The sequence below is a fragment of the Sphingomonas sp. PL20 genome (genome assembly GCF_017875905.1).
GTDB classification, from domain to species: Bacteria; Pseudomonadota; Alphaproteobacteria; order Sphingomonadales; family Sphingomonadaceae; genus Sphingomonas; species Sphingomonas echinoides.
Genome location: NZ_JAGINH010000002.1, coordinates 3,963,190 through 3,976,821 on the forward strand (window position 1 = coordinate 3,963,190; position 13,632 = coordinate 3,976,821).

14 protein-coding genes and 3 pseudogenes are annotated in these 13,632 nt (G+C 61.8%); 12 read left to right on the top strand and 5 right to left on the bottom strand.

What is annotated here, in order from left to right; translation table 11 throughout:
- Positions 1-21: 21 nt before the first annotated feature.
- From H4W01_RS18635 to H4W01_RS18680, 10 genes are all read left to right on the top strand, one after another.
- Positions 22-2,118 (top strand): conjugal transfer protein TraG, encoded by a 2,097-nt coding sequence (locus H4W01_RS18635; RefSeq protein WP_209612811.1) that lies wholly within the window; start codon positions 22-24, stop codon positions 2,116-2,118.
- Positions 2,115-2,525 carry a ribbon-helix-helix protein, CopG family gene (locus H4W01_RS18640; protein ID WP_209612812.1) on the top strand — a complete coding sequence of 137 codons (411 nt, stop codon included), beginning with the start codon at positions 2,115-2,117 and terminating at the stop codon, positions 2,523-2,525. The genes H4W01_RS18635 and H4W01_RS18640 overlap by 4 nt, the downstream gene beginning before the upstream one ends.
- A 303-nt stretch (positions 2,526-2,828) precedes the next feature.
- Positions 2,829-3,578, top strand: a complete 750-nt coding sequence (locus tag H4W01_RS18645) for a helix-turn-helix transcriptional regulator (RefSeq protein WP_206667865.1) — start codon at positions 2,829-2,831, stop codon at positions 3,576-3,578.
- 101 nt (positions 3,579-3,679) lie between these two features.
- Positions 3,680-4,300, top strand: coding sequence for an acyl-homoserine-lactone synthase (locus H4W01_RS18650; protein ID WP_209612813.1), 621 nt, complete (start codon positions 3,680-3,682; stop codon positions 4,298-4,300).
- On the top strand, positions 4,297-5,163 hold the full coding sequence (locus tag H4W01_RS18655) for a phytanoyl-CoA dioxygenase family protein (RefSeq protein ID WP_209612814.1): 867 nt from the start codon (positions 4,297-4,299) through the stop codon (positions 5,161-5,163). Before H4W01_RS18650 ends, H4W01_RS18655 begins: the two co-directional genes overlap by 4 nt.
- The gene (locus H4W01_RS18660) at positions 5,160-5,768 is read left to right on the top strand and encodes a GntR family transcriptional regulator (RefSeq protein ID WP_209612815.1); all 609 of its coding nucleotides are present in this window, start codon (positions 5,160-5,162) and stop codon (positions 5,766-5,768) included. The genes H4W01_RS18655 and H4W01_RS18660 overlap by 4 nt, the downstream gene beginning before the upstream one ends.
- Positions 5,765-5,995 (top strand): EexN family lipoprotein, encoded by a 231-nt coding sequence (locus H4W01_RS18665; RefSeq protein ID WP_334685352.1) that lies wholly within the window; start codon positions 5,765-5,767, stop codon positions 5,993-5,995. Before H4W01_RS18660 ends, H4W01_RS18665 begins: the two co-directional genes overlap by 4 nt.
- A gap of 123 nt (positions 5,996-6,118) precedes the next feature.
- Positions 6,119-6,364, top strand: a complete 246-nt coding sequence (locus tag H4W01_RS18670; protein WP_209612816.1) for a hypothetical protein — start codon at positions 6,119-6,121, stop codon at positions 6,362-6,364.
- Complete coding sequence (locus H4W01_RS18675) at positions 6,364-6,804, top strand: type II toxin-antitoxin system VapC family toxin (RefSeq protein ID WP_209612817.1); 441 nt, start codon at positions 6,364-6,366, stop codon at positions 6,802-6,804. The genes H4W01_RS18670 and H4W01_RS18675 overlap by 1 nt, the downstream gene beginning before the upstream one ends.
- A 14-nt stretch (positions 6,805-6,818) precedes the next feature.
- Positions 6,819-7,754 (top strand): nucleotidyltransferase and HEPN domain-containing protein, encoded by a 936-nt coding sequence (locus H4W01_RS18680; RefSeq protein WP_209612818.1) that lies wholly within the window; start codon positions 6,819-6,821, stop codon positions 7,752-7,754.
- Positions 7,755-8,034: 280 nt separating this feature from the next.
- On the opposite strand, the gene H4W01_RS18685 is transcribed toward H4W01_RS18680, so the two are convergent.
- Positions 8,035-9,164, bottom strand: a protein-coding gene (locus H4W01_RS18685; protein WP_128082060.1) for an IS3 family transposase whose coding sequence is annotated in 2 segments (ribosomal slippage) — positions 8,035-8,903 and positions 8,903-9,164 — 1,131 coding nt in all. Because the reading frame shifts where the segments join, the coding sequence is not laid out codon by codon here.
- On the opposite strand from H4W01_RS18685, the gene H4W01_RS18690 reads away from it, so the two are divergent.
- Positions 9,157-9,642 carry a PRC-barrel domain-containing protein gene (locus H4W01_RS18690; protein ID WP_334685353.1) on the top strand — a complete coding sequence of 162 codons (486 nt, stop codon included), beginning with the start codon at positions 9,157-9,159 and terminating at the stop codon, positions 9,640-9,642. The genes H4W01_RS18685 and H4W01_RS18690 overlap by 8 nt on opposite strands.
- Positions 9,643-9,650: 8 nt before the next feature.
- Here H4W01_RS18690 and H4W01_RS18695 read toward each other — a convergent pair whose 3' ends face one another.
- Together H4W01_RS18695 and H4W01_RS18700 are read right to left on the bottom strand one after the other, a co-directional pair.
- A complete protein-coding gene (locus H4W01_RS18695; RefSeq protein WP_209613457.1) occupies positions 9,651-9,938 on the bottom strand; it encodes a type II toxin-antitoxin system RelE/ParE family toxin in 288 nt (95 codons plus the stop codon).
- A 58-nt stretch (positions 9,939-9,996) separates the two neighbouring features.
- A pseudogene (locus H4W01_RS18700) lies at positions 9,997-10,245 on the bottom strand (Tn3 family transposase); the annotation flags it as partial.
- A gap of 180 nt (positions 10,246-10,425) precedes the next feature.
- Here H4W01_RS18700 and H4W01_RS18705 point away from each other — a divergent pair.
- A pseudogene (locus tag H4W01_RS18705) lies at positions 10,426-11,268 on the top strand (IS630 family transposase); the annotation flags it as partial.
- 211 nt (positions 11,269-11,479) lie between these two features.
- On the opposite strand, the pseudogene H4W01_RS18710 reads toward H4W01_RS18705, so the two are convergent.
- Together H4W01_RS18710 and H4W01_RS18715 are read right to left on the bottom strand one after the other, a co-directional pair.
- Positions 11,480-12,048: pseudogene (locus H4W01_RS18710) on the bottom strand (type 1 glutamine amidotransferase domain-containing protein).
- Between the two features lie 31 nt (positions 12,049-12,079).
- On the bottom strand, positions 12,080-13,219 hold the full coding sequence (locus H4W01_RS18715) for a glutathione-independent formaldehyde dehydrogenase (protein WP_064311492.1): 1,140 nt from the start codon (positions 13,217-13,219) through the stop codon (positions 12,080-12,082).
- Positions 13,220-13,632: the final 413 nt, after the last annotated feature.

The following is a 13,632-nucleotide window of genomic DNA, read 5'->3' on the forward strand; positions in this document are numbered from 1 at the left end:
CTCAAGCCGGAGGCCCATCCGATGAATGCCACCAGGATCCTGTGGGGCCAGGTCTGCGCCGTTTTTGCCATCGTCCTCGTGGCGATCTGGACAGCAACGCAGTGGACCGCGCACGCGCTCGCCTACCAAAGCGAACTGGGGCGTCCCTGGTTCCTGCTGGCAGGCCTTCCGGTCTATCCGCCGCCGGCCTTCTTCTGGTGGTGGTTCAGCTTCGACGCCTATGCACCGCACGTCTTCGCGGTCGGGGGCTATATCGCCGCGTCCGGGGGGCTGCTGTCGGTCGTGGTCGCGATCGCAATGTCGGTCTGGCGCGCGCGCGAAGCGAAGAAGGCCGAGACGTTCGGCTCGGCGCGCTGGGCGACGCCCCGCGAGATTGCACGCGCCGGCATGCTGAGCGAGGACGGCGTGGTGCTCGGCTGCCATGGTGCGCACTATCTGCGCCACGACGGTCCGGAGCACGTGTTGTGCTTCGCGCCGACCCGCTCGGGCAAGGGCGTCGGGCTGGTCGTGCCCACGTTGCTGACCTGGCCAGGCTCGGTGATCGTCCACGACATCAAGGGCGAGAACTGGCAGCTGACCGGCGGCTTTCGTGCCGCCCATGGCCGCGTCCTGCTGTTTGATCCGACCAACCCGGCGTCGGATGCCTACAACCCGCTGCTTGAGGTCCGCAAAGGCGAGTGGGAGGTGCGCGACGTCCAGAACGTGGCCGATGTGCTGGTCGATCCCGAGGGAAGTCTGGAGAAGCGCAACCATTGGGAGAAGACCAGCCACGCGCTGCTGGTCGGCGCGATCCTCCATGTGCTCTATGCCGAAGCCGACAAGACGCTCGCCGGCGTCGCCGCCTTTCTCTCGGATCCGCGCCGGCCGATCGAGTCGACGCTGCGCGCGATGATGACCACGCCGCATCTGGGCGACGCTGGCGTCCATCCCGTCGTTGCCTCGGCCGCGCGCGAATTGCTCAACAAGGCGGAGAACGAACGCTCGGGCGTGCTGTCGACCGCGATGTCGTTCCTGGGGCTGTACCGCGATCCCGTGGTGGCGCGCGTCACGCGCGCCTGCGACTGGCGGATCGGCGAACTGGTGAGCGGCATCGCACCGGTATCGCTCTATCTGGTGGTGCCGCCGAGCGACATCAGCCGGACCAAGCCGCTGATCCGGCTGATCCTCAACCAGATCGGCCGCCGCCTGACCGAGGAACTGAACGTCACGCAGCGACCGCATCGCCTGCTGCTCATGCTCGACGAATTTCCGGCACTCGGTCGGCTCGACTTCTTCGAATCCGCGCTCGCCTTCATGGCAGGCTACGGCATCAAGGCGTTCCTGATCGCGCAGAGCCTCAACCAGATCGAGAAGGCGTACGGGCAGAACAATGCGATCCTCGACAATTGTCATGTCCGCGTCGCGTTTGCGACCAACGACGAGCGGACCGCCAAGCGCATCTCGGACGCGCTCGGAACCGCCACCGAGATGCGCGCCATGAAGAACTATGCCGGGCACCGGCTCAGCCCCTGGCTCGGGCATCTGATGGTCTCGCGCAGCGAGGCCGCCCGGCCGCTGTTGACCCCCGGCGAGATCATGCAACTGCCAGCGCATCAGGAGATCGTGATGAGCGCCGGCGTCCCGCCGATCCGGGCCCTGAAGGCACGTTATTACGCCGATGCAAGATTCACCGCTCGGCTTTTGCCACCACCGGCGACGGCGTTGCGCGATACTGCGCATCTACCGGCGGATGACTGGACCGTGATGGCACCCGTCGCGGCGCCCGAGCCACCTGCCGCGCCGGTAGCATCGTCGCCGCCAGAGCAGCCGGCCCCGGCAGCGCTGCCACCGGCGCCCGCGGTATCAACGGAGACTGCCGATCCGCGATCCGCCCAAGACAGCGCTACCTCCGATATCGAGGCACGCGATACCGCCAATGCTGGCATCCGCCGCGAACCCGAACTGGGCGAGCATGAAGAGGTTGTACCGCCGCCGCCCCGCGCACCCGTGAACGAGTTCGCGTTCGATACTGATGAACCCGAGGCGATAGCCGCGCGGAAACGGCGCGGGATCGAGCGCGCGATGGCGCGCACTGCGCGTGCGGCCGCGCTCGATCCGGATGATGGGGTTGCGCTATGACCGTCGTGCGCGAGAAGAGCAGCTTCCGGCTGCCGCCCGACCTGGTGCGCCAACTCGACGGGTTCGCCAGGGCCAAGAAGGTCTCACGCACCGCGGTCGTCGAGGCGGCGCTGGCATCCTATCTGTCGCCGGACGGTGCCGACCGGCTGGAGGCGGCCGTCAGCCGGCGTCTCGACCGGGTCACGAGACAAGTCGCGCGGCTGGCCTTGCACGTGGACCTGTCGAACGAGGCGCTCTCCCTGTTCGTCCGCTCCTGGCTCAGCAACACCGCACCGGTCCCCGAAAGCGCGGTGAAGGCGGCGCAGGCGATGGGCGCGGAGCGCTGGGAGCGGTTCGTCAGCACACTGTACGATCGCATGGAATCGGGGATTCGGCTGGCGCAGGAGGTCGGCCTCGACATCGAATAGAGATTGCGGTGCGGCCAGGCTTTGCTGCGTTGCAAACCGATACCTGAAAGGTTTAAAACCGAGCCCGGCGCGGAGTTTAGCGACCACCATCTTGTTTATGCCAAGAAAGGAGGTCTGCCATGCGCGCATTGCATGACCATTCCCCGTGACGGCTCGGCAACCCCAGTATCGGCAGGTGATTTGCCGAGCGCCATCCAGACTCTGTTGAACGCCGCTTCGGGCAGATGGGAACTGCCTTTATCGGCATTTTAGGCGATCGAACCGACACAGGCTCGGAAAATGTGCCGACGGTCGAACGATGTCATGCGCACCCTTATCGACGAACTGGTTCTCAAGGTCTCCAATGCTGGATCCGAAACGAACCTTGCCGACGCCATGGCGTACGTCACGCGCCAGCTGGATTTCGATCACTTTGCACTGTCGTATCAGCACCATGGCCTAAGCTCTACCGAGACGGATTTTCTCCTTCACGACTATCCCGCGCCGTGGGCGCAAACCTATGTCGAGTTTGATCTTGCCGGCAACGATCCGATCCGACGTGCCTGCGAACGCAGCATGATGGGGTTCCTCTGGTGCGAGCTCGACGATCTCGTGCCGATGAGCCCCGGCGACCGGCGCATGCTCTCGGTCGGCAGGGCCAACGGGATCGGCGATGGCTATACGGTGCCGCGCCACCTTCCCGGATACGCGAGCGGCTCATGCACCTTCGCGTTGCGACCAGACCGGGTTATGCCGCGGCCGATGTTGCCGGTCGCCGAGATCGTCGGCGCCTTTGCGCTCACCACTGCCAGACGTCTGGCAGGCGAGTCGCCAATCATCGCCCGGCCAGTCCTCTCTCCGCGGCAGCGCGAATGCGTCCTCTGGTCGGCCCGCGGCAAGACGGCCGCCGACATCGCCACGATCCTGAGCATCGGCGAAGACACGGTCATCCAGCACCTGCGGACAGCACGCGAGCGCTACGACGTCCACTCGCGCAACGCGCTGATCTTGTGTGCTTTGTTCGATGGCCTGATCAGCTTCGCCGACATCCGACGTTGGTGGTATTTCCACTGAGTCTGCGACGCCTGCGCCCGGACATCCCCCCTTCTTGGGATGCCGGGCGTTCGTGAAACGTGATCCTTGGGCGCCACCTCAAATGTGAGCTGGAGCCATCAATGACCGACCTTCTGGACCGGGCGCCGCGTGCGCTCGGCGACGCTTCCCTGCGGGCAATGTTCGCGGCCCGCAAACAGGTGTTCGTCGACTTGCTGAAGTGGGATTTGCCGGTGCTCGCCGGCGAATATGAACTCGACCAGTTCGACGATCCCGACGCCGAATATCTGATCCTGCTCGATGCGGCCGGACGGCATCGGGCATCTGCCCGGCTGCTCAAAACGGATCGTCCGCATCTGCTCGGCGATCTGTACCCCTTTCTCTGCGCCGGCGCGGTTCCGGCGGGGCCCACGACCCGCGAGATCACGCGGTTCTGCCTCGATCGGCATCAGTCCGCGGCCGATCGGCGGTCGGCCCGCAACCAGCTTGTCACCGCCTTGGTCGAGCATGCGCTGCGCGAGCGGATCACCGATTACACGGGCGTAGCCGAACTCTGCTGGTTTGCGCAGATTCTCGGCTTCGGCTGGCGTTGCGCACCGCTTGGCCGGGCGGTCGAGCAATCTGGACGATCGCTGGCGGCCCTTCATATCCAGATAGACAATCGTTCGATCGACGGGCTTCGCCACACGGGCGTGTACGCGCCGCTCACCCTTCAGCTTGCGCAAGAGGAGCTAGGAGCGTGATCGCCGTCACCACCGCCGACTGGGTCGAGCAGCTGCTCCACCAGGGATATTGCATCATCCCCGACGCCGTGCCGGCAGGGTCTATCGCCGCCCTGGATGCTGACCTCGATCCCATCTTCGCGGCTACGCCGTTCGGGCAAGGGCGCTTCTACGGCTTTCGGACCAAGCGATTCGCGAGCCTGCTCCGTCGCTCGCTCCACTGCGAAGCGCTGGTGCTCCATCCGACCATTCTCGCGATGGCCCAATCCGTCCTCGGCGAGGCGTGCGACCGCATCCAGCTGAATGTTGCGCAGGCCATCGAGATCCACCCTGGCGAGCCGCGTCAGTTCCCGCACCGCGATCACGACATGTGGCCGGGTGCAAAGGGCGCTCACGAATTTTTGCTCAACGTGATCTGGCCGCTGGATCGTTTCACCACCGAGAACGGCGCGACCGAAATCTATCCCTTCAGTCACGGCGTGGCCGGGATGGCGAAGGAGGACGTCTATGACCCGATCGTCGTCGTGTGCGATCCGGGGTCGGCCATCTGCTTCCTTGGGTCGACCGCACACGGCGCGGGTGCCAACCGCAGCAGCAGCGTGCGGCGCGCGATTGTCATCGGTTACAGTCTCGGCTGGCTGAAGCCCTATGAAAATCTCTGGCTTGCCTATCCGCCGGAGGTGGCGCGCACCTTTTCGCCCGAGCTCGCGCAACTCGCCGGCTACGTTCAGCATCGGCCGAACCTTGGCAATTACGAGGGGCAGTGCCCCTCAATCCTGCTGCAGGACGAAGTTCCAGCGTATATCGGTGCAGTCGACGCACTGCGACCGGATCAGGAGGCGATGCTTGCCGGTTTCGGCGACGGCGGCGGGGCCAGCGTATGAGCCCCTCTCATGTCCTCGAGCCGACCTATAACGCGATCAAGCACCGGCTGCTGGTCGGACATTGGCCGCCTGGGTTCCGGCTCGAGGCCGCGCGCCTCGCAGCGGACATCGGGGTGAGCATCACGCCGATCCGCGATAGCCTCAATCACCTTGCAGGTGAGCGGCTGGTCGAGCTGATGCCCGGCGAAGGGTTTCGGGTGCCGACTCTGAACGCCGCGGATCTGCGCGATCTCTTGTATCTCAATCAGCTGCTTCTGCTCGCAGCGATCGACGAAAGTGATGTGCCTGTAACGGGATCGGCAGATGCCATAGCCATGCCGGACTTCGCTTCGGCAACCGCATCGCTGTTCCTGACGATCGCGAGTGCTTCCGGAAACGGCGAGATCACAGTGATGGCGCAGTCCCTCAACGATCGCCTTCACCCATTCCGCCAGCTCGATGAAGCGGTGCTGGCAGACGCGGCAAGCGAACTTGCGGCGCTGCGCGCTTCCTTCTCGTTGCGCACGTCCCGCAGCAACGCCCGGAACCTGCTCCTTCGCTATCACGACGTCCGCAAGCTCGAAGCCGACCGCTACATCAAGCTGTTGGCGAAGGGACGCTCATGAACAGCATCATGCTCGCCCTGCTGCTCGCCACGGCGGGATTGCTTGCGGGTTGCGCCAAGCCTGAACCGCCTGCGGTGCGCTATTTTGCGGCCCATCTCGACGAGGCGAACGGCGTTGCGAGCGATTGTCGCACCGGCGCCGTGCGGGGCGAAGAATGCCAGAACGCGGATACCGCGCTGGAGGCGGATACTGCCGCGAAGCGGTTCAAGCATTTCCGCAGCAACTGATTTCCGCCAAAGAAAAAACGGCAAAGAAAGGATCAGCGTCATCAACGGCATCGAACGGGTCGCCAATGCGTGCTTGCTGTCCGTGCATGCACCATAGTATGTTGGATACCTAGGAGAATGCGCATGGCTAGCACGGGCAGACGCCAGCAACCGCCGATTACGATCCGCTCCGCGCGCGCCGTCGAGTTGTTGCGCACCTTAGTGGGCCCTGGCCGCAGTCAGGCCGAAGTGATCGAGCAAGCGCTTGAGCAGATGGTCGGCCGTCGCCCCTCACTCGCAGCGCTGCTCACACCTAAGGAGCCGATCGATGTCGACTGGGAGCCACCGCGGTCCAGTCTGACACACCGGGATGCAGGGTTCGCGGACTGATGTATTTGCTCGATACCAATGTCGTGTCCGAAAGCAGAAAGCTGGGGTCGGGCCGCGCCGACCCGCAGGTTGTCGCGTGGATGTCGGCCGCGGATCCGGCTTCCACGTACCTCTGCGCGATCACTGTGTTCGAACTGGAATATGGCACGCGGCTTATGGAACGACGTGACCCCGTACAGGGGGCCATGCTGCGCCGCTGGCTGGGCGAAACCGTGCTGCCAGCGTTCAAGGGTCGGATTCTTTCGATGACGGCAGAAGTGGCGACGCGGTGTGCGCGGCTGCACGTGCCGGATCCGCGCAGCGAGCGGGATAGCTGGATTGCAGCGACCGCGCTGGTCCATGACCTGACGGTTGTCACCCGAAACGTTGCCGATTTCATGCACACCGGCGTCAGCCTTATCAACCCATGGGGCGTGTCGGACGCGCCCAGCCGTCCGTAACCAGGATATTGCCCATGCGCAGCGAACTGGATCATCTTCCCCCGCAGAAGCGTCGCGAGCTGGAGCGCGTCGTCCAGATCATATTCGAGGAATTCGACGACGCGCTCGCGCTGGCCAATCACCCATGGAAGAAGCGCGGGCGCATCGAGAAGGTTATCCTCTACGGCAGCTATGCGCGAGGGGGATGGGTCGACGAGCCGCATACCGCGAAGGGCTATCAGTCCGATTTTGACCTGCTGATCATCGTCAACGACAAGCGGCTGACCGATCGGATCGACTATTGGTCCAAGCTTGAGGACCACCTCAACCGCGAGCTGGCGATTACCAAGACGCTCAAGACGCCGGTCAATTTTATCGTTCACACGTTGCAAGAGGTGAACGACGGGCTCGCGCATGGCCGCTATTTCTTCATGGACGTACGGCGTGACGGGATCGCGCTTTACCAGGCTATTGACGACGAATTGCATGAGCCCAAACCCAAGACACCCGAGCAAGCTCTGGCAATGGCGCGGGAGTATTACGAGGAATGGTTTCCTGCGGCGATGAAGCGCTTTGAGGGCGGCAAATTCTATCTCTCAAAAGGCTATCTCAAGGATGCTGCGTTCGACATGCATCAGGCGGCCGAGCGGCTGTATCACTGCGTTTTATTAGTCGTGACCTTCTACACGCCGCACGTGCACAATCTCGGCTTTTTGCGGACGCAGGCGGAGCGCCTGGATCGCCATCTTATCGAAGCCTGGCCGCGCGAGAGTCGCTCGGAACGCGCAATTTTCGAAAAGCTGAAAGAAGCTTACGTTAAGGCGCGTTATTCGAAGCACTATAAAATTACTGTCGAAGAACTCGAATGGATCGCAGCGCGTGTAGAACAACTCGGGCAAGTCGTTCTCTTGATTTGTAATGCTCGAATCACGCAACTCAAACAGGAAGCAGATTCCCAGCGCGCCGGATGACGCCGGTCGAATACAGCCAACTTTGCGCTGGGTTGACCCTGGATCCGTCATTCGCGGCGCGTTTGTGATTCTCAACTTTCGGCATTCGTTAATTCTGGCCTCGGGTCTGGCTTCGGATCAAACCGCTCATCTGCTGAATTGCGAACGTTGATGGGTTTGTGCTGGTTCGTTCAGGTCGGCGACAAACGAACGCTGGTCGATCTTCGCCCGAGAGCTTTAGAGGTGGCCCCGGTTGTCTGAACAGGCTCGCGGTCTGGATAAGTGGATCGCCGCTGGTTGATCATGCCGCTGCGAGAAGCGGCTGGTCGAAGTATACCTGGTCCGGTGTCCTGGTACCAAGGGCTGAATGTGGCCGGATGCTGTTATAAAATGCAAAGTATCGGCCGATGCCGGCGCGTGCTTCCGGGACTGAGGTGTATGCGTTGAGGTACACGTCCTCGTATTTCACCGAGCGCCAGAGGCGCTCCACGAACACGTTGTCGCGCCAGCAACCCTTTCCATCCATGCTAATGGCGATCTTCTCTCGGTGAAGGACAGCGGTGAAAGCCGCACTGGTAAATTGCGAGCCCTGGTCGCTGTTGAAGATCGTAGGCTTGCCATAACGGGCGAGCGCTTCCTCCAGTGCCTCGATACAAAACGCGACATCCATTGAGATCGACACCCGCCAAGCCAGCACCCGCCGGGTAAACCAATCGACGATAGCGACCAGATAGACGAAACCGCGCGCCATGGGCACATACGTGATATCGGTCGCCCAAACTTGGTTCGGCCGCGTCACCGCCAGCTTGCGCAGCAGATAGGGATAGATCTTGTGACCCGTCGCCGGTTTCGACGTGTTCGGACGGCGGTAGATCGCCTCTAGCCCCATCCGCTTCATCAGCGTCGCAACATGCCGTCGTCCGATGCTCACATCCTCCTGACGGAGCAGATCGCGCAGCATCCGGCTCCCGGCGAACGGATAGAGCAGATGAAGTTCGTCGATCCGGCGCATGATCGCCAGGTCAGCCGAGGATACAGGCCGCGGAAGATAGTAGATGCTGCCGCGGCTGATCTCGAGCTGCTGCGCCTGATGGGTCAGCGGCAACTCATGGTCACGGTCGATCATCGCTTTGCGCTCGGCAACAGACCGGCCTTCCCGAGCGCACCGGCCAAAAAATCGTTCGCCAGCGTCAGCTCACCAATCTTGGCGTGCAGCACGGTTATATCGACCGCTGGTTCGCTCGCTGCCGGAACCGCTCCGAACACGTCTGCCGCCCCCTCCAGCAGCTTGGACCGCCACTGGTTGATGAGGTTCGGGTGCACCTCATACTCCTGCGCCAGCTCGGCCAGCGTCTTCTCACCCTTCACAGCAGCCAGCGCCACCTTGGCCTTGAATGCCGGACTGTGGTTCCGGCGGGGTCGCTTGCTCATCTTGCTTCCTCTTCGCGGCCAGCATGGCCGCTGTCAGATCGGCAATCCACTTATCCCCGCTGTTCAGATTCCTAGAACCACCTCTACGAACCTCGTCGGTATCTGGCGATGGCTGGGGCAGCAGACCAAATATGAAGATGGCGGCCGATCGGCCGAAACCGCCAGCCAACGATCGGAAACCCCGAACCTGTTCACTGCGACCGGACTGATCGGCATGGCCGTCGACGACAAGGCCGGCATGAACCTGGGCCGGGTCGTCGAGGCGCTGATCGAGTGCGCGACCGGCAGGATCAATTATGTGGTGGTGTCGGACGAGCGCTATGCCGGTCTCGAGGAGACGTTGCGAGCGGTGCCGCTCGATCAGCTCAAGATCGGTTACACCCGCATAACAATGCTGCTCGATGGCCCAAGCTATCTGGCGTTGCCCGGCCTGAAAAATCGCGATTGGCCCGCTTACGCCCCGGTCAATCCGCAATAGGGTTGGGATCACCACCAACTGTAGTGCGCGGTCATGATCCTGGCCGGGGCCAAGAAAGCGCAGGACAAGGTGCGCTCGGGCTCTGGACGATAAAGGATGCCATAGCGCCGATAGGAACGGCGCCGGATGCCGTAGCGCTCATATCGCGGCACCAGAGGGAAGCCTTGGGGAAGATCGGCGAGGCGACGGGCTACCTCGCGCAGCTCCTCCACGAAGCTGATCGCGCGTGCGGGATTGTCCGCTTCGATATGCTCGGCGATGCGATCGAGATCGGCCAACGCATCCGGCGTCAGGATGAGGGCATAGCGTGGAAGGTACGCTAAACAACGCTAAGAGCGAACAATCAGCGAACGCTTAGGCGACGCGGCTATCGGGCGGCAGATTGAGGGCCTTTCGACCAGCGGAGGCGGCTGCGCGATCCCAGAGGGAATCGCCGGAAAAAGCAATATGCTCCCAGCCTACCGGGGACGTGTGGGCAAGGAGATCGTCAGGCACCGGGACCGATGTCGATCGTAGGTGCTGGGCGGCGGCGTCCATGTAGATCGTGTTCCAATAGACGATCGCCGCGATGACCAGGTTGAGGCCGGATGCCCGATATTGCTGCGTAAGCGGTGTTTTCCACCCACCTTGCACGGCGTGGTGATTGAGGCAGAGGGTGGGCGTTATGGAAGCCCACAACCTTACGAGCGCACTGGACACCCGCACTGGAGTTGGTCTGGAGCCTGTCCGCCGCCCTGAACGCCTACGCCGGCACACAGAACGTGACGGGCCACAGCGTCGCTCAGGCCCAGGACGATCGCGGATGATCAAGTTGCGGCCGTGATCGAGCGGACACTGCGCTCGAAGCCTGATGATGCGACCCACTGGTCGATCCGCTCGATGGCAGGCGCAACCGGTTTCTCCCACACAACGATCCGACGCATCTGGACGGCCTTCGGGCTACAGCCACACCGTTCAGAGACGTTCAAGCTGTCTAGCGATCCGCTGTTCGTCGACAAGGTTCGCGATATCGTCGGCCTTTATCTGTCGCCGCCCAACCGTGCGCTGGTGCTCAGCGTGGACGAGAAGAGCCAGATCCAAGCGCTCGACCGCGAGCAGCCGGTTCTGCCGATGATGCCCGGCATGCCCGAGCGTCGCACGCACAGCTATGTCCGCCATGGCACGACCTCGCTCTTCGCGGCGCTCGATATCGCCTCGGGCTTTGTCATCGGCAAATGCTACAAGCGGCATCGCGCCACCGAATTTCTCGACTTCCTCAAGCAGATCGACGCCCAGGTACCACCCGATCTCGACGTCCACATCATCATGGACAATTACGCGACCCATAAGACCGCGCTGGTCCGGGCATGGCTCGCTCGCCGGCCGCACTACCATGTCCACTTCACGCCGACCTCGGCATCCTGGATCAACCAGGTCGAACGCTGGTTTGCAGAACTCACCCGCAAGCAATTGCGGCGCGGCGTCCATACCTCCACCAGCCAACTGGAGCAGGACATCCGCACTTTCATCAACCGCCACAACGAAAATCCAAAGCCATACCGGTGGACCAAGTCGGCGGATGAGATCCTAGCCTCCGTAAAGCGCTTCTGCCAAACCACAGATCGCACATTATGCGGCGAACTTTAGATTCAGATGACTAGGGTCAGGACCCATTGATCAGATCGAGCCGGTTATATCAATGGGTCCTGACCCTAGGGTTTGAGTGCCCGTCAGGTGCGCCGTGTTCGTGTGATACGCGGCGTGGCGGACGGCCAATCGCTGGCCATCCGCCACGCTTGCTTTGTGCGGAACTTCTCCAGGGAGAGGGCCCTCACATGGTTCGTCGAAACGCCCCGCCTTAATTCCCTGCTGCGAGCGCTGCGCCGACACCTTGTGCGATTTCCTCAACGAGTTTGGCACAGAAGGCGGGCAAATCATTGGGATCGCGGCTGGTAACAAGGCCGTTGTCGACCACGACTTCCTCATTGGTCCATGCACCGCCGGCGTTCTCGATATCGACCTTCAGCGTCGGGTAGGACGTTAAGGTGCGACCCTTAAGCACGCCCGCCTCGATCAATATCCAGGGTGCATGGCATATCGCGGCAACCGCTTTTTCTGATCGAAAAAAGCCCGGATGAAATCAATTGCCTCGGCGCTGCCGCGCAGCTTGTCGGCACCGACCGTCCCTCCGGGCACAACTAGTCCGTCGAAATCGTCGGCTTTGACATCGGAGAACGTCTTGTCGATAGTATAGCTGCCGCCCTCGTCAAGGTCGCTATTGACTGTGCGAGCCACGCCCGCTTCAAAACTGACCACGGTCACTTTGCCGCCAGCCTCCTCGATAGCTTGCTTGGGCTTCGAGAATTCTGGCTCTTCCGTCCCGCGGGGCGCGATCAGAACGGCAACTGATTTGCCTTCTAACGTCATAATCTATTCCCTATTCCGTTGAAGACTACGGTCAGGTGGTCGGCTTAAGCACGACCTTTGTCCATCCATCATCGCGCGCATCGAAATGCTTGTAGGCGTCTGGCGCCTGATCGAGCGGCAGTCGGTGCGAGATGATTTGAGCAGGATTGGCCCGGCCATGCTTAATGAGGTTCATCAGCCGCCGGTTATAATGCTTTACATTACATTGCCCGGTGCCGATCTTCTGCCCCTTGAACCAAAAGTTGCCGAAGTCGAACGCAATCTTGCCTTCCTTCTGGAGATCGTCTGGCGCATTCGGGTCTTCCGGAATGAACACGCCGACGACGCCGATGCCGCCGGTGGCCTTCGTGCTTTTGACGAGGCAGTTCATCGTGTAATTGCTGCGCTCCTTGCCGTGGCGATCGCAGCACTGGTATCCGACCGCCTCGACCCCGCGGTCGGTCCCGAGGCCGCCGGTTGCATCTAGGATTTGCTGGGCGGGATCGCCCTTGCGCATGTCGATCGGGATGGCGCCGATCGCCTCGGCCAGCTTCAGGCGATCATCGTGGGAATCGACCACGAAGATCTGAGCGGCACCGCGGATTTCGGCTGAGTGCGCGGCCATCAAACCGACCGGACCAGCTCCGTAGATCGCGATGCTTTCGCCGGGCAAGAAACCCGACAACTCGACGCCATGCCAACCCGTCGGAAAGATGTCGGAGAGCATGACATAGTCATCCTCCTTCTCCTCAGCGTCCTCGGGCAGCTTCAGGCAATTGAAGTCGGCATAAGGTACGCGCATCATCTCGGCCTGACCGCCTTGCCACGGCCCCATCTCGGCAAAGCCATACGCTGCGCCGGCGGTTCCAGGATTGGTCGTGAGGCAAAAACCCGTCAGACCGCGTTCGCAATTTTCGCAGAACCCGCAACCGACGTTGAACGGCATGCAGACGCGATCGCCCCTCTTGATACGATCTACGGCAGCGCCGACTTCGATGACCTCGCCAAGGTTTTCGTGACCGAAGACCCTGCCCTTCTCAAAGCTGGTACGGCCCTCGTACATGTGAAGGTCGGACCCGCAAATGTTGGTCGTGGTCAGCCGGATGATAACATCGGTCGGCTTTTCGATCTTGGGATCATCGATGGTATTGACGGAAACGTCTTTGGGCCCGTTGTACACGACAGCTTTCACGGATCTTCTCCTTTTGTAGCTCTGCTCTGGGCGTCATCAAATCGAGAGCTTGCTGATGATCCCGACCAGCGCAAAGGCGCATAGCATCGCATCTTTCCAACCGATGTCTGTCTCCTAAACCGCCTGATGCCTGAGCGGTTCCTTCCCGTTCGGCAGTTCTCGGATCGATTTACGGCGGCTTTTCGATTGCCTGGGCCAGGACGATCTAAAAAAGCGGCAGATTGATGACCTCAAGAAGTTCCTGCGAAACCAACGGCGCCATGATAACGCAACACATCAACGCCGACTTATCAGCAGCAGCATCAAAAGGCAGGATAAGCGCAAAAGACAAGGCCATCCACTATCGCGGATGGCCTGTCGTATTCTTCTATTTAGTTCCAGAGCCGGCCGGGCCGTCCATTCCCGACGGCAGG